The following is a 22377-nucleotide window of genomic DNA, read 5'->3' as shown; positions in this document are numbered from 1 at the left end:
GCATGGAGGACCTCAAAGCTCAGCTCGAGGAGCTGAAGAAGAGGCTGGAGGTGCTCGAGGAGAACATAGATCCAGTAGACGAGGTCATGCTCTCCATAAAGGCCCGCCTGCGGAGGAAGCTTGAGGGGGGAAAGCTCCCGGAACTCGACGAGGAGAAAGCCGCAAAGACCCTCAAGGCCCTCGCAAACCATGACAGGATAAGGATACTCAAGATGCTCTCCGAAAATCCAATGGGCTTCAAGGAGATAAAGGAAGCCCTCGGCGTCGAAAGCCCGACGGTTTCCCACCACCTGAAGCTCCTCACGAAGACAGGGATGGTGAAAAGGGGTAAAGGGTACGAGATCTCGCCCAACGGGCGTTTGTTTTTGCGCCTGCTTGAGATAATCACTGCCCTTGAGGAGGTGGAAGAATGAGCAACCCGTGGGTTTATGGTTATCCCGAGGAAGGTCTGAGGTTTAGGGTGGCCGATTTCCTGAAAAAGGTGACTGCCCTCCTGATACTCTTCTGGATATTCAGGGGGCCTCTCAGGCTTGAGGCCTATCTGGAGTACATAGTCTGGGCCATAATAGGCCTTATCTTCGCCTGCGAACTTCTAAGTGTCGGGAAGTGGCTCGGAGTTAGCTTGTCTGGAGTTATCTTCGCCTTAGCCAAGGCTTTCCTCTGGGTCTCGGTCCTGCTCTTCGTCGGGAGCAGGTGGATAGGACTGCCGGAGAGCCTGAGCGGTGAGAAAGCTTTCCTCACTGCGGGGACTGCCTTTGCTTATTTCATCGTGCTCTCAATAGCTGGCCTTCTCGTGGGGAGCACCCCGTTCAGGAGCTCTAGCTCGAAGTGGTTCACCGTTGAAAAGAAAGCCTATTCATTCAGCGGGGCCGACTTTGGAGACGTCAGGCTGAGCGGGAGCGGGAAGGCCTACCCCGTCAGGGCTGGAAGAAAGACAGTCGGCTGGGTGATTGACAGAGAAGTCGAGGTTGAAGCCGGGACACCGCTGGGCAAGGTCAGGAAGCTTCTCTCTCCCCCTGTTGTAGTCTGGACATCAAGGAAGCTCGGCGGTGCAAAGGAGGAGGCAGACCATGCCTTCGTCGAGAGGGTTCAGGCCATGCTCGACCCCGACAGGCTCTACAGGGGCAAGGAACGCGCAAAGATTGTAGACCTCGGCGTTATCAAGGTCTACGAGGGGGACGGCTTCCAGTACGTCAAGCTGCCCTTCATCGAGGTCGTTGAGACACCCCACGGCGAGAGGGTGAAGGTCGGCCCGGTAAGTGTTCACGAGGGCAAACCTGTGAGCCCTCCCGAGGACATGGTGACGATAAGAGAGCTTGGAAACGGCTTCCAGCTCACCAAGGCCGGCGACAGGCTTGCTATAGAGACGGAAGAATACAGCATCGAGGTGGTTGGGGAGTCGGTCACTTACAGGAGCGGGGAAGAGGCGCTGAGGCTTTCGGGTGACTACGTCTCCCTAAAAGCGGGTGAGCTCTCGATAACGGTTGGGAAGAAGGGGGCAAAGCTCAGGATAGAGGACACGGTTATCACAGCCTCGGACGGGAAGGTCAAGATAAGGGTCGGCGGCAAGAGCTACACGATAGAGAGCCAGGAGGCCTGCCAGAGGGTCATGGAGCGGGCGAAGGAGATAGTTGAGGAGCAGAGCGCCGAACTAATCGAGGGCTTCGGCGTGGACAGGGCTGCTCTCAACGCGCGCGTTAAGGAGCTGATTGAGCAGCTGATGGCATACCTCGGGTGATGGAGATGATCTTTGAAAACGTGAAGGAAATCGAGATAAAGGCCGTGAACGAAAGGCTGAGCATCGAGGGCTGGGCGGAGAAGTGGAAGTTGGCTATACCAGGCACGGCGAGGTTGAAGTGGAGATCGAGCAGAGCGGGGAGAGGCTAATCATCGAGGAAAAGCCCAAAGCCAGGAAGGTTCTCGGGGTATTCTCCAAATCCCCGGAGGGATGGGCAGAGATAAACCTGAAGGTGCCCAACGTTGCTATTGTAAGCGCCAAGAACGTGAACGGCGAGATTATAGCCAAAGGCGTGCGCTTTGGGGAAGTAACGACGGTTAACGGACGGGTCAGCCTTGAGAACTGCGGGGCGGAGAAGCTCTCCAGCGTGAACGGCAGGATAAGGGCCCACCTGAAGGTCGCAGGCCCCCTCAAAGCCTCAACCGTCAACGGGAAGGTTGAGATAACGCTGGACGACCTTGAGGGTGAGGTCGAGGTCAGCACCGTCAACGGGGGCGTAACACTCCGCCTTACAGACTTCTGCGATGCGAGAATAGCGGCAAAGGCTGTAAACGGCGGAGTTCACTTCGCCGGCATCGACCCGGAGAACCCCGTTATCGGAACCGGTAACTATGAGGTCAGAGTCAGTACTGTCAATGGGAGCGTGAGGGTAGAACTTGTCTGAGTTTTTCAATTTTTGCATAATTATGTGATTATTGAATTAGCTAACCGCATAAACGCGGGGGAGAACATGGGCCTCAACAGAAACTTCTGGCTCTTCGAGGTGGGCCGCTTTGTGTCACAGCTCGGCTGGGCGGTGCAGGACGTTGCTTTGCCCCTCTACGTGCTCGACCAGACAAAGAGCGGCTCCATAATGAGCCTTTTCATCATAGCCGAGATACTGCCAAGGGCACTGCTCTCGCCGATAGCGGGTGTAATAGGCGACCGCTACAACAGGAAGAACCTCATGGTGTGGCTGGACATAGCCAGGGGAGTTCTCCTCTTCGCGGTCATTGCCTTTGACCTGCTCAGCATCGGTGAGCTCCTCGTCGTCCAGGTTGCCACGAGCATCATGGGGACTTTCTTTGGCGCGGCTACAGAAGCCATGTACCCTGACCTCGTGAAGGAAGAAGAGCTCACCATCGCGAACTCACTCCTCCAGAGCTTTGATGTGATAGCGAGGATAGTCGGCCCTGCCCTCGGTGGAATCATCTACGCCTTTGGCGGAGTAAAGCTCGCGATACTCATAAACGCGGTCAGCTTCTTTGGCTCGGGCCTGTTCGAGGTTCTCATCCACTACGAGTGGACTTCCAGGAAAATAGAGTCCCCCGGAGAGGTTATCGGCGACATAAAAGAGGGCATCGCCTTCCTCCGCTCGAGCAAATACCTGGCCGTTATACTCAGCTACGCCCTCTTCATAAACTTCCTCTTCAACCCGGTTTTCGCCGTGGCCCTCCCCTACGTTTACAGGGTGGAGCTGGCCTTTTCGAGCCAGTGGTTCGGCTTCCTCCAGACGGCGTTCATGGCGGGCATGCTCCTGGGGAACGTCGCGATAATGGCGAGACTCGGCAGTAGGGCTGAGAGCATGCTCTTCCGCGCGCTTTTTGTGCAGTTAGGCACCGTCCTCATGTTGGCCATCCTCATATCGCCCCTCCTCAGCATGAGTGCCTTCACACTCTTCGTCATCTTCATGGGCCTCAACGCCGTCGACGGCTTCTTCAACGCCCTGGTGAACGTCCCGATAGTTACAAAGCTCCAGAGGGCAATACCCAGCGAGCTGAGAGGGAGGATTTTCTCCGTCTTCGACCTCACAATGGGCATGACGATCCCGCTAAGCATGGCACTCGTCGGCTCTGCCCTTGACTACGTCCCGACATGGGCTCTTTTTGCCGTTTCTGGATTCCTGGGATTGCTGTTACCGCCTACTACTACTTCTGCTACGGCGGCCTCCTTGAGGGGCACATAGAGGCTGAGGCAATCGGATTAGAGCAGGGGATTGCCTGAAGCGCGGGATTAAAAGGTCACCTGACCTCTTTCAGCTTTCCCTCCCTCTTCTCTATTACTCTAGCCATTATGAAGAGCAGGTCGCTGAGCCTGTTGAGGTAAACGAGGGCGTTGCTTCCGAGGCCGTAGTCGAGGAGGAGCTTTGCAACTTTTCTCTCGGCCCTCCGCGCTATGGTCCTGCACACGTCAAGCTTTGCGCTCGCCATCGTTGAGCCAGGCAGAACGAACCCCTTCAGCTGAACCTCCCCTTCGTACTTATCGATAAGCCCTTCGAGCCACCTGACTTCTTCCTCCCCGACCTTCGCGTACTTCCCCTTGCTGGCGAGCTCCGCCATAATGTCATAGAGCTGAACCTGTATCCTCTCCAGTATCTCTGCCATCTCCCCTGGCAGATAGTGCTTGGCCTCCCCTAAAAAGCTGTCGAGCTCGTCTATCGTCCCGTTGGCTTCCATTATCGGCGAGTACTTCACGACGCGGTCGCCGGTGAAAAGGCCGGTCAAGCCCCTGTCCCCGGTTTTCGTGGTGATGGACATTTTGATCACCCCCATGTTTCCTCCTCCGGCCTTTATTGGCTTTTGGGAATGGGTTTTTATACTCGGCGATCCTCTCTTAGGCCGGTGAGGAGGGTGGAAATAAAGGAGTTCCAGAAAATGATCAAAGAGATTTACCTCCACAAGGACTCCAGGCGGGGTGTTGAGAAGACCTTCCTCTGGTTCGTTGAGGAGGTCGGGGAACTGAGCGAGGCGATAAGGAAGCGCGATAGAGAAGCCATGGAGGAGGAATTTGCAGACGTCTTAGCCTGGCTTGCCAGCCTGGCGAATCTCCTTGGGATAAACCTGGAGGAGGCGGCGAAGAAGAAGTACCCGGGAGTCTGCCCCTACTGCGGGAAGAACCCCTGCGAATGTGAGGAGAAGTTTTAGAACCAAGAATTTACCTCAAAGCCCGAGCTCTTCCTTGCCCTCTTCCCGGGCGTTCTATCCTTATGAAGTCTTCAAGCTCTCTCCTATCTTGTCCATTTTTTGCATAAACGGGTTATTCTTAAGCAAAGAGGGTAATCTCTTCCATTCAATCATCCAAACTGAAAGAGGTTTCAACCAGTTGACAATCTCGTGTACAAAAAACTATTTAAACTAGGAAGTCTAAATAATTTTGCCCCGTATACTGGGGCAACGAGTAGGGGGAATGTAGATGCGAAAGTTAGAAACCCTATTCGTGACTTTGTTCCTCCTCTCTGGAATGATAGAGACAGTGAGTGCAAGTGGAGAAAACTGGGTAATGCAGGACAGATACTGGAACACCTATACATACAATGGCCATACCCTCGGAAAGTTCTATGCCGTTCAGGGTTCTCCAGATGCAGAGGGATACTTTGGAGATATCGTTTTCAAGGTACAGAAGACCGCACCATGGAACCCGTACACTTGGAGGGTTTCATCATTTAAGAAAGAGGACGGAGACTCTTGGCAATCCTGTTGGTGGATTTTCTGCACCTATTACTGGGGAGAGGTTCAGGTGAAGACTTATGAAGATTACTATTCCGGAAGTGCAGATCCACAGTGGTTTATCTCCTACGCAGTTGCATACAGATACTTAAGTGGTTCTAACGTACCATACGATGCCCTTGACAGTATGCTCAAAGCTGCATTCGATGCCGTTTTATCATTAGCCGGTTCTCCCATCGGAGGTTCTTGGATCTTTGACGTAATAGGCCCTAACTCAGATGTTATCAGTGGACTTGGTACCAACAAATTAACAGTGAATCTAAGAACGGGAAAAATACTCTGGAATGAGTATTATGATGCAAAATACGGGATTATTAAGGATCAGCTAACTTTAACTGGAGCTCTGAACTGGGCAAACTCCCACGACACTGGCTACAGTGATTGGATAAACTTTGATGCTAAGTATACAGTGGAAGCGGGCTACATTTATTATAGCCCCGGTATGGACACTCCAGTGTACGTACCCGTTACAACAGACAATGCAATAATGCTCCCAATAGTAAATGTTAGGGTTGAGCTAGTACCATTGTTGAGCTAGTACCATAAGGAGGGGTCATGGTGGATGCAAAGAAAGGTGCTTCCCTCTTTATCCTCTTCCTTTTAGCTTTAGCTGTAGGTTACATAGCCTTCAACGTGATTAAACCTGAACCGGATCACCAGGTTAGCCAATCACCTCCCGACTTTTACCAATCCCCCAGTCCTTCCAAATACGCAGAGCTGTTTGGCGATATAATCAGAAATTACTCAACCTATTACTTGATGGAAAGTGCCCTCTACGGGGAGTACCTCTGGGACGGGTTGAATCAGGAGACATACAACTGCACCTTAACTAAGAATGCCACCCTCTTAAAGGAAAAGGTTAATAACCTCGTCTCCATGTATAAAAACCTCTCAAAGCGTGAGGTCTCAGAGAGAAGCGTAGTGGGGGTTCTTCTCCTGGGGGACCTTGGATTTGGTATTTCCTCCCTCTCCTCAGAGGGGGAGGAGCAGTTGCGGCGGGACTTGGGTGAGATATGCATACTCGAGGGTAGGTTAACGAACTTTGATTCTTTTAAGAAGAGGGCAGTGGAGGTTTACGGTGAGCCCTCCTTCTCCTATGAAAAGCTTTCAAACCTCAGCTCGCACCTTGAGAGGGAGGTAAGCAGGACTTATGGGATACCCTTTAGCGGTGAATGGCCCGTGGAAACCCGCTTCGCACTCCAGCATTTTGTTTACATATTGTCCCAAAACAGCACTCTTTTGGATTCATTCCTGAACGGTTACGACCCAGAAAAAAGCTACAACCTGCTGAAGACGCTCCTCGGAGAACTGGACGAGAACCCGTACGCTAAGGCGCTGTTTAGGCCATCTATAGTCTATCTTTCCGAGTTATGGCGTGAGGAATACGTTTTGTCACAGAACAAGGCCGCTGTTGATGACCACTACCTCAGGGTTTTCTGGGCCTGGTATCAGCTCGTAAAGCCCGAGCAGTTCATTGGGTGATAGCGATGGACAGATGGATAAAGCTACTGTTCCTGGTCTTCTTTCTCCTGGTTTTAATAGGGGACTTAATATCCCTCATAGGCTTTTACCTTATGGGACCGGCCCAGAGGAAGCTTATTTTGAACGTCCTGTCCCCAGTGTACTGGGGTCTTAAAGCCCTTGAAATTCTGGTTTTGGGTCTTTACATCTTTGGTATCATAAATAGCTTCAACAGGAAGAGCATGGCTGGTTTGGCCTTTATATTCACACTCCTTAGACTGCTTTCGGTTGGAGTCTTAAGCGGCGTTGAGACGGTTATAACGTGGAGGCTCCTGGTTCAGCACTCCGTTTTCTACGTGGCAGGTATCATAACAGCGTACCACCTGAAGGATGGGATGTAAATGCTGGAGCACTTGATCAAAATCATGGTCAGGAGGATGAGCTTCTTCCTTCTCATATTGATGTCCTTTACGGTCTCCCTCATGATCTTCGGCATCGTGGGGCAAGTGGGTCAACTCGTTGATGAGAACGTGGAGTACGCGTTTACCCACTACCGCCCGCAGGCCGTTTACTCATTGGGCTTTGATTTTGAGAGGAACCTCACTCCCTCCGCTGTGCATTTTGAGGCCGTGAATGTTATGGAAGCACTCGAAAAAGAACTCACAAAGGAGAACCTGAGCACCGGTTTTCTCGTGGCCCTTCCCGTTGCTTACATAAAACCCCTCCAGATTAAAGGCCATACTGTGTACTTCCAGGCATATTTCTTCAGGGATATCGGGGACGTTGAAGAGTTTGGATTCAGATTTGACCCGCCGGGAAATAACTTTATCCTCCTGAGCTACAACCTGTCAGAGGATTTAACTCCAGAGGCTGTCTCAGCATATTTCTTTAGTGAGAACGCCTCCCTTGTTAAAGCATATGGGGTTTTTATGGAATACCCCCTCGACCACTTATCCAACGTTGAGTACGTTCAAGTCGCGGCACCTCTTACAAATAAAACGCTTGCCGAATACTTCAGATGGTTAAACCGTGATCTCTTGGACTCGTCCGGGCTTAAGGTGAACCTGTACGTGGCACTCAATATCAAAAACCCCGTCAGAGACCCCTACGTAATCGAGAGCTTCGTAACCTCAAAACTGCCCCGGAGTATGGTTGCAGGTGTCACCAATTTCTATACTATGAAATACGGAAACGAGGGGGTTAAATTTTACATCATGAACAGCATCAACGGTTCCCATTTGGTGTACTTCAACGGAACCTGGATCGACCCAAAACGTGACGAGGAATACCTGATAAGGGTAATCAACCGGAACCAGGGCATTAGATTGGTTTCGTTTGGCGTCTCCCTAAGCCAGGCCGACATAGTTGACCTGGTAAAGGACGCAGGAACGCAAACTGTAAGGTTCTTTGGGAAGTACGCAGGGCTTCTTGTTGTTATCTACCTCCCCCTCTTCCTCTTAGTTTTGTACTCCTCCTCTACGGTGTTCAGAGACCTGCGCAATGACCTTGAGGTTCTTGAGCTTAGAGGGATACAGAGGAACGTGAAAGTTTTTCAGGAGTTCTTTATTTTCCTGATGGCCGGATTGGCCTCAACCGCTGCCTACACTTTTCTCATCGTACTTTCAGACTACTCCTTATCCCCTATCACATTCGTTGGCGTTGTCGGGCTCGTCTATCTGGCCATGCTGGTAGGCAGAAAGGGAGACACCTGGAGATTGGGCAGGGGCTCCATGCTTTCTTTAGCTGCATTCCTTGCGGCCTTTCTTATACTCGGTTACATGAGGGTGAACGGACTGGTTCTCCTCAGCAGGGGATACGAGGCTTTAATGTTGCTTTTCTCCCTCCTCATGGCCTTAATCCCAATCCTGGGGATTTTCGTAGGCTACCTCTTTCACAGGGCATGCGGCAATCTGATACGGCTTTTGGAACGGATTTTCGACGTGAGGTACTACCTGAGGGCTCTGGAGGGATATTCGTACGTTCTAACTTTCTCGGTTTATTCCTTGGGCCTGTACCTACTTCCTAAGATTGTATCCATCGACAGGGTAGTTAACGCCATCCTCAAGAATAATGACTACAGTGCCGTAGTTGGGTACAGTGACGTAACCTCACTCGGTCTTTTGGCTGCCTACCTGGACAAGTTAAGCCGGGGCTTTGGTGTCATGGGATTACTCGCAATCTCCCTGATTTTCATCGTCGCTTTGAGGAAATACCAGTCCGTAAGGGGATACTCGGCCCTCAGGGGAGGCGACTTAACTGCTGTCCGGAGAAGCTTTCTCAAGTTCCTGTTTTTAAAAATCGGCCTGGTAACGGTTATGTCTATAGCGGTAGCACTGTTCCTGGCGGTTTTCCTCGATGCATACATCGGCCTCACGTACACTTCAGGAAAACTCCTGGTTGAAAGTGGAAAGCTCACCCTTAAATTCCTCTTTAAACCACCTCACGTGCTCATATGGGGGTGATCAAAGTGGGTGTCGTCGAGTTTGAGGATGTCTTTGTGAAGTACGAAACCTACACGGGAAGCGTTTTGGCTTTAAGGGGAATAACTTTCTCCCTCGGGGAGGGGGAGACGATCCTTGTAGTGGGCCCATCTGGAAGCGGCAAAACCACGCTTCTCAGGGTTATCCTCGGCCTCGTTCAACCCATGCACGGAACTGTTAGAGTTTTCGGAATGGAGCCGCGGGACGGGAAGACAGGACTCGAAATCAGAAGGCGGATAGGTTATCTGACCCAGGAGGGGAAGATGATACCCGAACTCACGGTGTGGGAGAACATAATATTCTACGCAAAGGGAAGGGGCAGGAAGGTAGACGAGAACAGGGTCAGGGAGCTCGCGAGGGAGTTAAACGTTGAAGCCGTGCTCAACAAGCATCCCAACCAGCTCAGCGGAGGGGAGCTCAAAAGAGCTGAGCTTCTGATGGTTTTATCGGATGAACCCGAGCTCCTCCTCCTTGACGAGCCGACGTCGATGCTTGATGCCGAGAACTCCAAGGTGGTCATAGACCTCCTTTCCACATTCAAAGGCAGTGTCCCCATGATAGTGACATCCCACGACCCGAGGCTGGTTGAAGTCAGCAATAGGATTTTGGAGGTTACCGGTGGGGTGGTAAGAAAACCTGAAGGGACTGCCCCGCTATCTTTGAAGGATGGTCGTCCCAAAGAAGACGACGCCTAGGTTCTTCTCCCTTATCATCCCCACGTAACGCTTCTGCTGAAGAGAAAGCGGACGATAAAGGACGCACCTATGCCAATAAGATTTGCCACGAGATAGTTTATGCGGAGGTAAACGAGCGGGGCGTAAATGAGCCATTGAACTACCGCACCCATCAGTGATGCAATGTGAAAGGTAAAGAGCCTCTTCCAGAGGGGGGCGGTTCTCAAGTCCCTGAATGTCCAGAGGTCGTTGAGGAAGAAGTTGTTGAGGATTGCGAGCTCCGTGGCTGGGATATTGGCAACATACTCGTTCATCCCCAGCCCGGAGACGAAGACCCACAGAAAGCCCTCGTTGACGGCAATACCCACGGTTCCTACAATGCTGAACTTCACAATCCTGTCTATCTCGCCTTCCCACTTCATGAGCCTGTAAACGTGCTTGAGGTAGTTTATTATGGTTTTTCCGCTCAGCTTGCTCTCGCCGGCTTTTCTAAGGCCGAATGTGAAGGGGACTTCGACGACCCTGCTGTAGCGCCCCTTTATGAGGATCTCCATCAGGATTTTGAAGCCTACCGGGTTTAGCTCGGCCCCTTCCACGACCTCTCTCCGTAGGGCAAAGAAGCCGCTTACCGGGTCCTTGACGTGCCTTATCTTGGGGAGGGCAACGCGGCCTATCATTATGGCTCCCCTGGATATGAGCTTTCTGTACCAGTACCAGTTCTCAACAGCCCCCCCAGGAACATAGCGGCTCGCTATCGCTATGTCGGCGCCTTTCTCAATTTCCCTCACCAGTTCGGGGATCTTCTCCGGGGGATGCTGAAGGTCGGCGTCCATCACCACGAAAACGTCTCCTTCTGCCTCTTTAAAGCCCCTGATGACGGCAGAGGACAGGCCCTTCTCATCCGTCCTCCTGACCACCTTAACAGGATAACCCCGTGTTCTGCCGAGCTCTTCGGCGTGTTCCCATGTTCTATCCGGTGAATCGTCATCGACGATTATGATTTCGTAATCATAGCCTGCTTTCTCCATGGTGTTTGAAATACGCTCGAAGAGTTCCTCAAGATTTTCCCTTTCGTTATAGGTTGGGATTATTATTGAAACTTTCGGCTTGTTTGATCCGTCGCTGTCCATTTTGAACCCTCCCGACAACGTAGCAGAATCCCCGCAAAGTTTATAAGCTTTACACAGTCCCTAAACGCGGGCGCGGGGCCGTGGGGTAGCTTGGCCCATCCTGCGGGCTTTGGGAGCCCGTGACCCGGGTTCAAATCCCGGCGGCCCCACCAGCTTCTGGGTGGGACTATGGGAAAGCTGGCCCTCAGGATAGCCTACGATGGCACCGCTTTTTACGGGTTTCAAAGACAGCCGGAGGTTAGAACTGTCGAGGAGGAGGTCATTCGCGTTCTTCAAAAGCTCGGAATAATTCGTGATCCCGTTACTTCTGAGTTCAAAGGGGCCTCAAGAACCGATAGTGGAGTTTCGGCATTTTTCAACGTTGTTTCCTTTGTCCCGGTTCCGGAAAAGGCCCATCTGGCAACCCCCAGGGTTCTCAACCATCACCTAAAAGACGTCTGGGTCGTCGGGTTTTCTGAAGTTCCAGCCGAGTTCCACCCCCGGTTCTGGGCCAAGGAAAAAACTTACAGGTACTACCTGATCGATATGGGCCATGACTTTGAGGAAATGGTCAAATGTGCTAGATCATTCATTGGAACCCACGACTTTTCGGCCTTTGCCCGACCTGAACCGGGGCGGGATCCCGTGAGAGAAGTGAGGTCAATTGAAGTGATCCCGAGGCAGGGTTATTACATCGTTGAAGTTTCGGGCAAGTCTTTCCTCTGGGAGATGGTCAGGAGGATCGTCAACGCCATCTCTTACTGCGGCCTTGGGCTTCTTTCGAGAGAGGACGTTGAAAGAATGCTCTCCGGTGAAGTTGATAAAAAAATCCCTCCGGCCCCCCCGGAGAACCTCGTTCTGTGGAGAATTGAGTACGAGGGCATAACCTTTGAGACCGATGAAGAGGGCCTAAAAAAGGCCAGAAATGAGATTTTTTCCCGTTACTCCTCCGCCCTTGTCCGAGCGGCCCTCTTCGGCGACTGGCTTATTTCCCTGTAAACGCGTTCTAACTCTTTGTCGTAATATTCCCCATAGTATTGCTTGAGGGCCTTCTGCCTCTCTATGAAGTGCGTGAAGAGAAGGGGGTCATCGTCCTCTACATCAACTATAACAGCCTTCATGCCCTTCTTTGGCCTCAGCGCCCTTCCTATTGTTTGTATAGTCATGATGTCACTTTTACCACCGCCGGCGAGGATTATGGCGGATATCTCCGGTATATCAACGCCCTCCTTCAGGAGTGTCGAGGCCAGAACCGGGATCTTGCCCTCTTTAAAAGCCTCCAGGATTTCCCACCGGTTGGGGCTCTGCGAACTTAGAAACTCCGCCGGTACCCCCTCTTTTTCCAGCATTTCCTTGAGTATTTTCCCGTGTTCGAGCCTTTTAACGTCTATTAAAACCCTGTGGCCCTTCTTCACCAGCTCGAGAGCTTTCTTAACTATCGCCTCGTTTCTGGCGGGGTTGTTCATTACCATGTCCTCGTAAAGCTCCTTATACCCCTCGCTGAAAGATGGCATTGAGGACTCGTATCTTATCACCTCGAAGCGGGGCTTTGCGAGAAAGCCCTCCCTGATTAGATCCTCGGCCTTAACTTCGCAGATTGTCGGTCCGGCAACGGCCTCTATCTTTATCTCCTCGCCCCTAACACGTCTCCAGGGAGTTGCCGAAAGACCAAAGCGGTAAACCTGGGGCAGCTTAAGCCCGAGCTCGTAGAATTTTTCAGCTGCAGAAGTCCTGTGGCACTCGTCGAATAGGACTGCGCCATAATCTTTCTGGAGATTTTCCGGGCCCCTGGAGAGCAGGGTCTGGATCATCGCCACCGTGATTTTTCCCTCTTTCCAGTTGTTATCCCCAACAATGCCAGCCTCAATCCCGAGGACGTCATTCACCTTTTCGGCCCACTGGTAAAGGAGTTCTTTGGTGTGGACAACGATGAGGGCCGACAGGTTAAGACGGTGTATTATTGCCAGCCCAACCACGGTCTTACCACTCCCCACCGGAAGGGCCAGAACTCCCATCCTCTCCCTAACGGCCTTCCTCACGGCCCTTTCCTGGTATTTTCTGAGGACGTATTTTTCATTCCAGCTGGAGTTAAGAGTTTCCCCCCTTATCTCCCGCTCGTCCCTGACGCGAACGCCGTATCCTTTTTCCTTCAGGAAACCCCTCACCCTGGGCAACAGGCCGACCGGAAAGCTGTTGGTGTATGGATCGTAGAGGCTCTCCGGCTTCTCCCACTTCCCAAAATCTCTCTTGTAGGTGAGCAGGTTGTATATCTGGAAATATACCCTGGGCTCCCCCTTCTGAACGTACACCTTCGTTGAGCCATCTGGAATCTTGAGCGTGACCGCGGGCATGTTTATCAAACTGGAGATTTTGAGAAAACAATTTATAGGCTTTTTGGAAATCTGGGCAGGTGGTAGGATGCTCGAGGGGATACTGAAGCTGTTTGAAGATGAGCTCGTTGTGGTCAAGGAACCCGTTAGCAAGGAGCTTGAGATAACCAGGTACCTCCTCAAGTACAGGGACAGGCCGGTTCTATTCGAAGACGTTGAGGGCTGGAGGGTCGTTGGAAACCTCTGGAGCACCAGGGAGAGGATAGCCCGCTACCTGGGGATCAAAAAGGAGGAAATGCTCCACTTCATGGCCGATGCCATGGAGAACCCGTCCCCCTGCAGAACAGTCGAGAGGGCCCCCTTCATGGAGAACTCCACCACAGACTTCTCGCTAAGGGAGCTACCGGTTCCAAAGTACTACCCCAGGGACGGCGGCCAGTACTTCACCTCAGCCATGGTTATAGCCAGGGATGAGAGGGGCTTCGTTAACGTCTCATTCCATAGGATGATGGTGCGCGACGATAAAACGGCCGCGATAAGGCTCGTCCCGAGGCACCTCTACTCCATGTGGAAGGACAGGGCAGACCACGGGGAGGAGCTCGACGTTAGAATAGTGGTCGGGAACCCGGTTCACCTGCTCCTGGCCGGGGCAACGAGCACAGCTTACGACATCAGCGAGCTCGAAATAGCAAGCAGGATGAGCGAGAAGGCCTTTGGAAAGCCCGTTGATGTGGTCAACGTTGGAGGCATCCCCGTTCCCGTTGAGACGGAGTTCGTGTTCGAGGCAAAAATAACGCCCGAGCTGGTTGATGAAGGGCCCTTCGTGGACATAACCGGAACCTATGACGACGTCAGGAAGCAGCCGCTGGTGGTCTTTGAAAGGATGTACCACGTTGATGAGCCGATATTCCACGCCCTCCTCTCGGGTGGCTACGAGCACTACATGCTCATGGGTCTTCCGAAGGAGCCGCAGATATACGCGAGCGTCAAGCGCGTCGTTCCAAAGGTTCACGGCGTAAGGCTAACCGAGGGCGGTGCCATGTGGTTCCACGCGGTAGTTTCGATAACAAAACAGCACGACGGTGATGGAAAGAACGCTATTTTGGCCGCGTTTACCGGCCACCCCAGTTTGAAGCACGTCGTCGTGGTTGATGAGGACATCAACATCTACGACGATAGAGAGGTGGAGTGGGCGATAGCGACTCGCTTCCAGCCGGATAAAGATCTGGTCGTAGTGTCCAACGCCCGCGGTAGCACCCTTGACCCCTCGGCTGAGGACGGTTTGACCGCGAAGTGGGGGATAGACGCGACAAAGCCCCTAAAAAGAAAGGAAGAGTTCGAGAGGGCGAAGGTTTAGCCTTTATTTTTTTCCACAAGCTCTAAGAAGACCTCTTCGAGGCTCGGAACGCGGACCATCAGCTGGAGTATCTTTGCCCCCTGGTTCCAGACTATTTCGTTTATCTCGGGCCTTATGTCACTTGGAGCCGTTATTTTGTACTTTGTCTCGCTGACCTTCTCAATCTTCCAGTCAGTCCCGTCAAAGCTCACCGGCTTGTCCGTCTCGAGGAGGATGAGGTAACCGACCTTCTTCAGGAAGCTCATCTTTATGTTGTCTATGCTGTCCTCGGCGCGGAGTTTTCCCCTGACAATGACCCCAACCGTATCGCAGACCTCTTCGACGTGGGCCAATATGTGGCTGGAGAAGAAAACCGTCTTTCCTTCCTTCTTCTGCCGCAGTATTATGTTCTTGAACTCTGCTATCCCCGTTGGGTCAAGGCCCGTCATCGGCTCGTCGAGTATGAGAAGGTCGGGGTCGTTTATGAGGGCCTGAGCCAGGAGGAGCCTCTGCTTCATTCCCTTGGAGAACTTTCCGACTTTCTTGTCCCTCGCTTCCCAGAGGTCGACGAGCTCTAAGAGTTCCCTGGCGCGCTTTGCCCTCTCTTCCCTTGAAAGCCCGAAGGACTCCCCGATTATGTCCAGGGTCTGCATGGGTGTAAGGAATTCCCAGAGGGTGGCGTTCTCGGGCATGTAGCCTATCCTCGCCTTTGCCTTGATGAGCTGTTTCTCGTTGTACTTTCCGTCCCTGAACACCTCCTCCTCAAAGAGCCTTATCCTCCCCTTCTGGGGGTAGATGAGGCCGAGGGTGCTGAGTATGGCTGTACTCTTACCGGCGCCGTTGGGCCCTAAGAAGCCGTAGATCTGCCCCTTCTTCACGGTGAGCGTGAGCCCGTCAAGTGCCATTACGTCCCCGTACCTCTTCACGAGGTTCTCAATTTCGATCATTTCCATCACCTCAGGTCCATGCGGAGGAAGCGCAGTATGGCTGCACCCGTGTAGAAGACGGCCAGCCCGACCATTATCAGGAAGTTTTTCATGTTCTTGCTCACAGAGTGGGTTACCCCAACGTAGGTCGAGTTACAGCTACACTCGTAAAGTGTGTCTCCGGGTAACACATAGCTACAGCTGTCGGTCTTTGTCCTGTTGATAACCGTCGTTTCCCCCGTTTGGGGATCGTACTTCTTGGCTGTAAGATAGCACTCGTGATCCTCAACGTCAGAGAGAGTCAGCTTCAGCTGGGTCGTCGGTTCGAAGAAGAGGTACTTGGTAGCGTAGTCCCTGTAAACGCTTTCATAGCTCTTTCCAGGCTCCTCAGAGGCCGTAAAGGCCATGTATCCCACTATCGCAGGAACTATGAGGGCCATGACGAAGAAGAGGGCCAGCGCCAGGCCGAGTGCGTTCGTAGATGACTTTACAACCGTCGAGATGAGGTATCCCAGGAGCAGGAGCTGGCTGAGCCCAACCACGAGCAGGAGGTTCAGGAGGATGACTTCCCTGACTATCGTTGAGTCCATGGGTGCCCCTATCGCCAGGAAGCCCAGGACGGCCACGAGTGCCGAGAGCAAGAGGGCGACGAAGATCACCGTTATCTGGGCCAGCATCTTTCCGCCGATGTAGCCCACCCTTGAGAGGGGCTTGCTCACGGCCACCCTCAGTGTTCCTTTCTCTATCTCCGAGTTTATCGCGGTTGCGCCCATGAGGAGAGCCAGGATTGCTACGAAGAACGTCGCCATTCCTCCGAGGAACTGTATAAGGCTATTCATGAACTCGCTGGTGCTCATGCTGGCGAGATCCTCGTTCTGCTTCAGGATGTAGAAAAACGGGACGTAGAGTAGCATCATTATGGCAATCGTCGCTATGAATTTCTTGCTCCTGAGGCTCTGTTTGAACTCCAGCTTGAAACCCCACATCAAAGTCCACACCTCCCGTTATTTCATCCAGAACTATTATCTGTAGTATAAAAATCTTTGCCCCACAGGTGGTTGTTTGAAATCAGCACCGTGAATTAAAAGAGACGAAGGGCTAACACAAAAAGATGTAGCCCTCAGAGATCCCTCAGCATTAGTACTTTCTCAGCCTTTTCTCCGCAGTGCTTTTTCAGCCTCTCAACAACTTCCCTCTTCCCACCTAAAACTGGCCAGAGAATCGAGTCTATGTGGAGGGGAGGGATCCCGGTTTTCTCCGCTATTTTATTCCAGAAGTTTACCGGGGGCCCGCTTGTGAACCGCTTTGTGTAGGCCTTTATTCTGACGTCTTCGGGTATTTCAATGGACATTGGGTAGGGAACGAACTCACCAAAGGTGATCCTACCAGCGTATCCGAACATCTTGACGGCGAAAACTATCGTTTTGGCGTCCCTCCCTGCGTTCATGGCCTTGGCCAGGTCATCCCTGAGCCTTTCCATTCCATTGAAGTAGTAGTACTGGAGGTCTTCTAAGGTTAGCTGAGCTAAGAAGGGTTCGAGCTTCTGGAGCCTCTTCACCTTCCCGGCGGTGAGCCTCCTGTTGGTCCGGGAGTTGGGAAGAAAACGGGCATAAGCTCTGGCTATGCCTTCCCCGGAAGGATTCTCCGAGAAGTAAGCCGAGAACTCCCACCACCAGTCTTCGCCCTTTCCGCTCAGCTGGTAGCTCACTACCGAGTTCGCCACGACGAGCTTCAAAAAGAGCTCATTATCCCCAAGGTTCTCCCGGAGGTTTTTCAGGGCATCGAACTGGAGGTCAACGCGCTCCTCTATCGTTTTAGCACATTCTATCCCAAGCCCGGAGAGCGTTTCGATTAGCCGGGAGACCTTCGCTTCCTCCTCCTTAGGGGTGAATTTGATGAAATTATCCAAGGTCAAGTGGATCACCCCGAGGAGACCGACTTTATCAGCCTTTCGAGGAAGACGTTCTGGTTCACAACCTCGGCCCCGCTGTTCCTGGGAACCCCGAGCTCGACCCTTCCCCTCAGCCCGTGTTCCCTCAGGTAGTCCTCGGCCTCACCAATGAGCCTCTCGCCCTCTTCCCGGGGGATTAGCCCGTAGACTGTAGGTCCCCAGCTGCTTTGGCCATAGCCGTAGGTTTTTTCTGCCAGAAAATCGATTATAGGTTTTAGATCTTCCCTGAACTCGCCCCCCTGCTGGCTCCCGAAGTGCCTCCCGACCAGCCTCTGTATCTCCGTGAGGTGCCTCCCGAAGGCCTCTATGTTTTTCTCTACGAGGGCTGGTAAAAGGCCGAGGAGCAGGATGTGGCTTATCTCCCTCGCAACTCCCGGATCCCCCTGAGCGGACTTCATCACGGGCTCCTCTTCCCTCTCATCGAAACCGGGTTTAAGGTCTGGAATTATCAGGAGGAACGCCCAGCTCTCCGGGAACTCGTGCCTGACCACGAGCGGGGGGACGTCGTCTTTAACGCCCCCGTCCACCACCAGACCTCCGAGCTTGAAGGTGTAGATCCCGGCGCCGCTGTTCTTTCCCCTCCCGAGGGCCCTTGCCAGCTCTTCTACACTGATGTTTAGGCCGTTCAGTTTCGCTATAGCCATTCCAACCGCGAGGCTCAGCTGAGTTGTTGAGCCCAGGCCTACATGCCTGGGAATGGCCTTCACGACCTCGATGGAGTAGCCTGTGCCCGTTCCGAAAGAGTGGTTCATGCGGGCGACGGCTTCCCTTATTGTATCTTCGTCCTTACCGGAGGCGTTTATCTTTAACCCATCGCCAGGGGAGACCTTTATCTCGTAGCCGCCTTCAAGGGCGACTCCGATGGCGCCAAAGCGTCTCCCCAGCCCCCCGGAGGGGTCTATTAAACCGAGGTGGAGCCTCTTCGGCGTGCGGATTATCATGATGATCACCGCCTTTCTTTAACGAAAGACCTTTTTATAACCAACGCCAGCACCACACGGTGGTGGTATGAAGTTTGCTGGAGTTGACCTCAGCGAGCCAAGAATAATGGGCGTTATCAACGTTTCGCCGGAGAGCTTCTACAAGGGTAGCGTTAGAAACGACGAGAAGAAGCTCGTGGAGACGGCGGTTAAGATGGTCGAAGAAGGCGCCTCCTTCATCGACATCGGCGCCAAGTCCACCGCCCCCTACCTTGAGACCCGGATCCCCGTTGAAGAGGAAGTAAGGAGAGCAGTCTGGGCTGTAAAGGCCGTGCGCGACAGCCTGGACGTCCCGATAAGCATCGACACCACCAGCGCGAGGGTCGCCGAAGAGGCCCTCAAAGCGGGAGCGGACGTAATAAACGATGTTACCGGGCTGAAGGAAGACCCCAGCATGGCGGATGTCGCGGCTGAGCATGGGGCCCCTGTTGTCCTCTGCGCCCACGGAAGGGTGCGGGACTTCAGCAATCCCCTTCACACGGTCATCGACTTTCTCCAGGAGAGCCTCGTTATAGCGAGAGAGCACGGGATCGGGGATATCGCAGTAGACCCGGCAATCGGCTTTCTCCGCCCGGAAGTTCCAAAATGGTACGAGTGGGACTCAAAGGTTCTGGCGAACCTCAACGCCCTCAAAATCCTCGGGAGGCCGGTACTCGTAGGTCTCTCAAGAAAGTCATTCATCGGCGCGATAACGGGGAGAAAGGATCCTGCCGAGAGGTTGCCCGGGAGCCTCTCGGCTACCGCAATAGCGGTCTTCAACGGTGCTCAAATTATCAGAACCCATGACGTGAGAGAGACCCTCGATGCTGTGAAGATGGCCGCCTTCATTAAGAGGTTCCGGCCATGATTTCACTTCACAGCGTTCTTCCACTCCTCGATTACCGTAGTGAGGAGGCCCAGGGAGACTGGCCCTATGATTATCCCGACGAGGCCGAAGGCCCAAAGTCCACCAAATATTCCGAGGAGGGAGATCAGGGCGTTTAACCCCCTCCTCCTGAGGGTCATCCTTGGGGCCAGGAAGAAGTCGGGGAGCGGTGAGATGAAGGTTGCAGAGTATATTGCGAAGAGAAGTGCCGTTCCCCATTGGGAACTGTGGGCGAGGTATATTGCCCCGGGAATCCACACCGTCCAGCCGCCGAGGAACGGGAGAAGCTCCAGGAGAACGGCAAGGATTCCTAAGGCGATGGCACCGCTCACCGGAGCTATCCCAAACCCCCAGAAGCCCAGAACTGTGAGGGAACCTTTGATGACGCTGAGGGTGAGCCAGCTTTTAAGGAGTGTGTCCAGGGTGTTTTTTGCCTCATCTATGAGGCGCATTACGAACCCTTCGTTCTCAGGGGGAATAAGAGAGTATATGCCCTCTGCTATAGCGTGGGCGTTTATTAGACCGCCGTAGTAGACAAATATGAGGACGAACACCTCGAGAGAAAGCTTTGGAATTGAGTAGGTGTAGCTGGCAACGTAAGTCCCCAGTCTGGCCTCAATGCCCTTCGTTATTTCGGTCAGGGCCTCGTTCACCGTTGGGGACGATACGGTCACGGACTGAAGCCAGTTGAAAAACATCCCCAGGTAGTTTACGAGCTGTTTTTTAACGTCTGACACCCACAGGACAAAGCCAAAAATGAAGAGAAAGGACAGCACAGCTAAAAGTCCCGTTAAGATCATGGCGGATTTTTTCTCCCCGATTTTTCCGGACATTCTGCTGTGGAGAGGATAGGTAACGTAAACCAGGGCCAGGGCTATTACTATCGGCGAAACGAGGGGCTGGACTACTTTCCAGACAAGATAGAGGATCACTATCGAAATACCTGCCCAAACAGCCGCTTCAGTCCTCATCGAGCATCCCCAGGTATTTTAGTATCAGCCCCTTGGCCGAAGGCTTGTTAAAGACGAACAGGACTTTTCTGCTCTCGTCGAGCACAAAATTCTTCCCAAGTGCAAGCAGGCCAGTTTTGAGCCTGTGGACTTCAGCTTCATCAAGTTTGATCTCCACCGGCGCCCCGATGTCATTCAAGGCTTTTTCCAGCCTGTCCGCTATGCTCTGTGTTATGAACTTGACCGGACTCGGTTTAAACTCGTCCTCCGTGATGTCCCCGGGTTCGAGCGGGATTCCCCAGAACTCTTTGGCACACTCGAATGGATAGACGTATTCCGGACCATACTCCGGGAGGTAGAGCTCCCTGATCATTGCCAGGAGAACCTTCCTCGCGTCCCTCCCGTAGAACTCCACCCTGAGGTTGAACTTCCCGTCCTCGAAGCCGTTTTCGAACACCTCAAGTTTTTCCTCGCACAGCATACCCATCACCCAAGTATGGGCTTTAGGTAGCGGGGATCAAGGTAAAGGGAGGTACTCCCGATGGGGCCGAGGGAGTAGCTTCCCGTGGGTGAGTCGTACACTCTTATTTCTGCTCCTCTGACTCCCATAAGCTTTTCGAGTTTTTCAACGGCTGTCTGAAAGTTTCCGGTTGAATCGACGAGGCTTCCCGTGACGTTGATGGCAAACCACGTTCTTCCGCTGGCGAAGTTTTTAACTTCTTCCTCCGTCATGTTCCTTCCGAGGCTCACAACGTCCAGGAAGCTTCTGAAGTAGGACTGAATCTGGTCCCATATCAGTTCCTTTTCCTCGGGTGTTAGGCCTCTCCACTCCCCGCCCATGTCCTTGTAGGGGCCGGTTTTGAAGACCTCAACGTTAATCCCTGTCTGGGCGTAGTTCTTCTCCATATTGTAGTGGACGTATATGACCCCTATGCTGCCAACCTCCGCCAGGGGATCCGCTATGATTTCATCGCTGGCCACGGCTATATAGTACCCTCCCGACGCCGCTATTCCGCCGGTGTAGGCTACAACGGGTTTTCTTGCCCTTAGGACGAGGACTTCTTTGTATATCTCCCTTACCGCCCCCACGGCTCCGCCAGGGCTCTCTATCCACAGGAGAACCCCGCCTATTGAGTCGTCTTTGGCCAGCTTTTCAAGCGTTGGGACGACGTATAGGGCAGTTTCTTCAGTAATGATTCCAAATATGGGAACAACCGCTATGCTGACGTTCCCGCCTGTAACGTTTCTCCCGAGCTCGATTGCCCTCAGCTGCGCCTCAAGTTCCGCTATCCTGGCCCTGTACCATTCCTCCTGTGTCTGGTTTACGGTCGTGACCGTGCAGTTGCACTGGGGAGGAGTGTAACTTCCGATGCTCTGGTTTTGGAGGTAAAGAAGGGCAGTGGAAGTTACGAAAACACCGAGGATCAGGACGAGCATCAGGCTGATGTACTTCCACACTTCACTCTTCATCCCCCAACACCGGCTCAAGTTGACCTTCGGGCTTTTAATCCTTCGGGCAGTCCAACCGGGAAGTTTAAATTGAGTTCCACCCAATATTCTCGGGGATCAACATGCAAGTCTGGTACCGCTCCCGCGCCCTTTATGATGCCGTGATGAAGCTTATCTCTTCTGGAAAGTATGGGGACGCAATGAAAATAGCTGGGGAAATACCCGACGATAAAGTCAGGACGATGGCCTATGCCAGAATAGCCCTTAAACTCGCTGAAAACGATGGGGACTACCGGGAAGCCCTTGAAAAGGCCATCAACTCGGCAGCTGATCTTCCAGGGGATGACTCCACCAAGGTTCTGATGGGGATGGCCTTTGACTTCCTCAACATCGGGAAAGTCGAAGAATCCCTCAGGATAGCCAGGTACATAACGGATTTAGCGGGCAGGTCAAAGATACAGGCCGAGGTGGCGCTTAAGCTGGCCAGGGAAGGGAGGATAAGCGAGGCAATGGAGATAATAAACGACATCCTGGACGAGGATGTTAAAACATGGGCTATGTCCAGAATTGCCGGCGTGCTCCGGTGACTGGCCAGAGTAGAGATAGAGTTAAAAAGACTTAAAATGAACTTAGCTCGGGTGAG

At 52.8% G+C, this 22377-nt stretch carries 25 protein-coding genes and 1 tRNA gene; 16 read left to right on the top strand and 10 right to left on the bottom strand.

Features of this window, described 5'->3' with window-relative positions; genetic code table 11:
- Window positions 1-2 precede the first annotated feature (2 nt).
- The 5 genes from ACZ47M_RS04885 to ACZ47M_RS04865 all read left to right on the top strand — a co-directional run bounded on the left by ACZ47M_RS04885 (window position 3) and on the right by ACZ47M_RS04865 (window position 3683).
- A complete protein-coding gene (locus ACZ47M_RS04885; protein ID WP_010478334.1) occupies window positions 3-413 on the top strand; it encodes an ArsR/SmtB family transcription factor in 411 nt (136 codons plus the stop codon).
- Entirely contained in the window at window positions 410-1738 is a 1329-nt protein-coding gene (locus ACZ47M_RS04880) for a hypothetical protein (RefSeq protein WP_315340670.1), read from the top strand. Before ACZ47M_RS04885 ends, ACZ47M_RS04880 begins: the two co-directional genes overlap by 4 nt.
- Entirely contained in the window at window positions 1738-1887 is a 150-nt protein-coding gene (locus ACZ47M_RS04875) for a hypothetical protein (protein WP_315340668.1), read from the top strand. Before ACZ47M_RS04880 ends, ACZ47M_RS04875 begins: the two co-directional genes overlap by 1 nt.
- Window positions 1821-2402 carry a DUF4097 family beta strand repeat-containing protein gene (locus ACZ47M_RS04870; RefSeq protein ID WP_315340665.1) on the top strand — a complete coding sequence of 194 codons (582 nt, stop codon included), beginning with the start codon at window positions 1821-1823 and terminating at the stop codon, window positions 2400-2402. The genes ACZ47M_RS04875 and ACZ47M_RS04870 overlap by 67 nt, the downstream gene beginning before the upstream one ends.
- A gap of 66 nt (window positions 2403-2468) precedes the next feature.
- Complete coding sequence (locus ACZ47M_RS04865) at window positions 2469-3683, top strand: MFS transporter (RefSeq protein WP_464883408.1); 1215 nt, start codon at window positions 2469-2471, stop codon at window positions 3681-3683.
- A 55-nt stretch (window positions 3684-3738) separates the two neighbouring features.
- On the opposite strand, the gene ACZ47M_RS04860 is transcribed toward ACZ47M_RS04865, so the two are convergent.
- Window positions 3739-4254, bottom strand: coding sequence for a cob(I)yrinic acid a,c-diamide adenosyltransferase (locus ACZ47M_RS04860; protein ID WP_315341070.1), 516 nt, complete (start codon window positions 4252-4254; stop codon window positions 3739-3741).
- A 93-nt stretch (window positions 4255-4347) separates the two neighbouring features.
- Between ACZ47M_RS04860 and ACZ47M_RS04855 the strand changes: the two genes are divergently transcribed.
- The 6 genes from ACZ47M_RS04855 to ACZ47M_RS04830 all read left to right on the top strand — a co-directional run bounded on the left by ACZ47M_RS04855 (window position 4348) and on the right by ACZ47M_RS04830 (window position 9859).
- On the top strand, window positions 4348-4641 hold the full coding sequence (locus tag ACZ47M_RS04855) for a MazG nucleotide pyrophosphohydrolase domain-containing protein (protein WP_315341068.1): 294 nt from the start codon (window positions 4348-4350) through the stop codon (window positions 4639-4641).
- 316 nt (window positions 4642-4957) lie between these two features.
- A complete protein-coding gene (locus ACZ47M_RS04850) occupies window positions 4958-5761 on the top strand; it encodes a hypothetical protein (RefSeq protein ID WP_315340659.1) in 804 nt (267 codons plus the stop codon).
- Window positions 5762-5781: 20 nt separating this feature from the next.
- Window positions 5782-6705 carry a hypothetical protein gene (locus ACZ47M_RS04845; RefSeq protein ID WP_315340656.1) on the top strand — a complete coding sequence of 308 codons (924 nt, stop codon included), beginning with the start codon at window positions 5782-5784 and terminating at the stop codon, window positions 6703-6705.
- 5 nt (window positions 6706-6710) lie between these two features.
- Entirely contained in the window at window positions 6711-7085 is a 375-nt protein-coding gene (locus tag ACZ47M_RS04840; protein ID WP_315340653.1) for a hypothetical protein, read from the top strand.
- A complete protein-coding gene (locus ACZ47M_RS04835) occupies window positions 7086-9146 on the top strand; it encodes a hypothetical protein (protein ID WP_315340650.1) in 2061 nt (686 codons plus the stop codon).
- Window positions 9147-9151: 5 nt separating this feature from the next.
- Window positions 9152-9859, top strand: coding sequence for an ATP-binding cassette domain-containing protein (locus ACZ47M_RS04830; protein WP_315340648.1), 708 nt, complete (start codon window positions 9152-9154; stop codon window positions 9857-9859).
- A 14-nt stretch (window positions 9860-9873) separates the two neighbouring features.
- On the opposite strand, the gene ACZ47M_RS04825 is transcribed toward ACZ47M_RS04830, so the two are convergent.
- A complete protein-coding gene (locus ACZ47M_RS04825) occupies window positions 9874-10968 on the bottom strand; it encodes a glycosyltransferase (RefSeq protein WP_315341067.1) in 1095 nt (364 codons plus the stop codon).
- A 74-nt stretch (window positions 10969-11042) separates the two neighbouring features.
- On the opposite strand from ACZ47M_RS04825, the gene ACZ47M_RS04820 reads away from it, so the two are divergent.
- Together ACZ47M_RS04820 and truA are read left to right on the top strand one after the other, a co-directional pair.
- Window positions 11043-11120: transfer RNA gene (locus ACZ47M_RS04820), tRNA-Pro, on the top strand.
- Between the two features lie 16 nt (window positions 11121-11136).
- Window positions 11137-11946, top strand: a complete 810-nt coding sequence (truA, locus tag ACZ47M_RS04815; RefSeq protein WP_315340645.1) for a tRNA pseudouridine(38-40) synthase TruA — start codon at window positions 11137-11139, stop codon at window positions 11944-11946.
- On the opposite strand, the gene ACZ47M_RS04810 is transcribed toward truA, so the two are convergent.
- The gene (locus tag ACZ47M_RS04810) at window positions 11889-13298 is read right to left on the bottom strand and encodes a DEAD/DEAH box helicase (RefSeq protein WP_315341064.1); all 1410 of its coding nucleotides are present in this window, start codon (window positions 13296-13298) and stop codon (window positions 11889-11891) included. The genes truA and ACZ47M_RS04810 overlap by 58 nt on opposite strands.
- A gap of 67 nt (window positions 13299-13365) precedes the next feature.
- Between ACZ47M_RS04810 and ACZ47M_RS04805 the strand changes: the two genes are divergently transcribed.
- On the top strand, window positions 13366-14634 hold the full coding sequence (locus ACZ47M_RS04805; RefSeq protein WP_315340643.1) for a UbiD family decarboxylase: 1269 nt from the start codon (window positions 13366-13368) through the stop codon (window positions 14632-14634).
- Here the strand turns inward: ACZ47M_RS04805 and ACZ47M_RS04800 are convergent.
- From ACZ47M_RS04800 to ACZ47M_RS04785, 4 genes are all read right to left on the bottom strand, one after another.
- On the bottom strand, window positions 14631-15560 hold the full coding sequence (locus ACZ47M_RS04800; protein WP_315341062.1) for an ABC transporter ATP-binding protein: 930 nt from the start codon (window positions 15558-15560) through the stop codon (window positions 14631-14633). The genes ACZ47M_RS04805 and ACZ47M_RS04800 overlap by 4 nt on opposite strands.
- A 5-nt stretch (window positions 15561-15565) precedes the next feature.
- Window positions 15566-16525, bottom strand: a complete 960-nt coding sequence (locus ACZ47M_RS04795; protein ID WP_315341059.1) for an ABC transporter permease subunit — start codon at window positions 16523-16525, stop codon at window positions 15566-15568.
- Window positions 16526-16659: 134 nt separating this feature from the next.
- Complete coding sequence (locus ACZ47M_RS04790; RefSeq protein ID WP_315340640.1) at window positions 16660-17454, bottom strand: N-glycosylase/DNA lyase; 795 nt, start codon at window positions 17452-17454, stop codon at window positions 16660-16662.
- A 5-nt stretch (window positions 17455-17459) separates the two neighbouring features.
- On the bottom strand, window positions 17460-18431 hold the full coding sequence (locus ACZ47M_RS04785) for a beta-ribofuranosylaminobenzene 5'-phosphate synthase family protein (protein ID WP_315340638.1): 972 nt from the start codon (window positions 18429-18431) through the stop codon (window positions 17460-17462).
- Between the two features lie 67 nt (window positions 18432-18498).
- Here ACZ47M_RS04785 and folP point away from each other — a divergent pair, with 67 nt between their 5' ends.
- Window positions 18499-19317, top strand: coding sequence for a dihydropteroate synthase (gene folP, locus ACZ47M_RS04780; protein ID WP_315340636.1), 819 nt, complete (start codon window positions 18499-18501; stop codon window positions 19315-19317).
- Window positions 19318-19319: 2 nt separating this feature from the next.
- Here the strand turns inward: folP and ACZ47M_RS04775 are convergent, their stop codons facing one another.
- From ACZ47M_RS04775 to sppA, 3 genes are read right to left on the bottom strand one after another with little or no spacing between them, the layout of a single operon-like run.
- On the bottom strand, window positions 19320-20306 hold the full coding sequence (locus ACZ47M_RS04775; protein WP_315340634.1) for an AI-2E family transporter: 987 nt from the start codon (window positions 20304-20306) through the stop codon (window positions 19320-19322).
- A complete protein-coding gene (locus ACZ47M_RS04770) occupies window positions 20296-20766 on the bottom strand; it encodes a PH1570 family protein (protein WP_315341056.1) in 471 nt (156 codons plus the stop codon). The genes ACZ47M_RS04775 and ACZ47M_RS04770 overlap by 11 nt, the downstream gene beginning before the upstream one ends.
- A gap of 5 nt (window positions 20767-20771) precedes the next feature.
- On the bottom strand, window positions 20772-21755 hold the full coding sequence (gene sppA, locus ACZ47M_RS04765) for a signal peptide peptidase SppA (protein ID WP_315340632.1): 984 nt from the start codon (window positions 21753-21755) through the stop codon (window positions 20772-20774).
- A gap of 101 nt (window positions 21756-21856) precedes the next feature.
- Between sppA and ACZ47M_RS04760 the strand changes: the two genes are divergently transcribed.
- Window positions 21857-22321 (top strand): hypothetical protein, encoded by a 465-nt coding sequence (locus ACZ47M_RS04760; protein WP_315340630.1) that lies wholly within the window; start codon window positions 21857-21859, stop codon window positions 22319-22321.
- Window positions 22322-22377: the final 56 nt, after the last annotated feature.

The organism is Thermococcus waiotapuensis, assembly GCF_055384795.1.
This window is presented reverse-complemented; position numbering and strand designations above follow the sequence as displayed.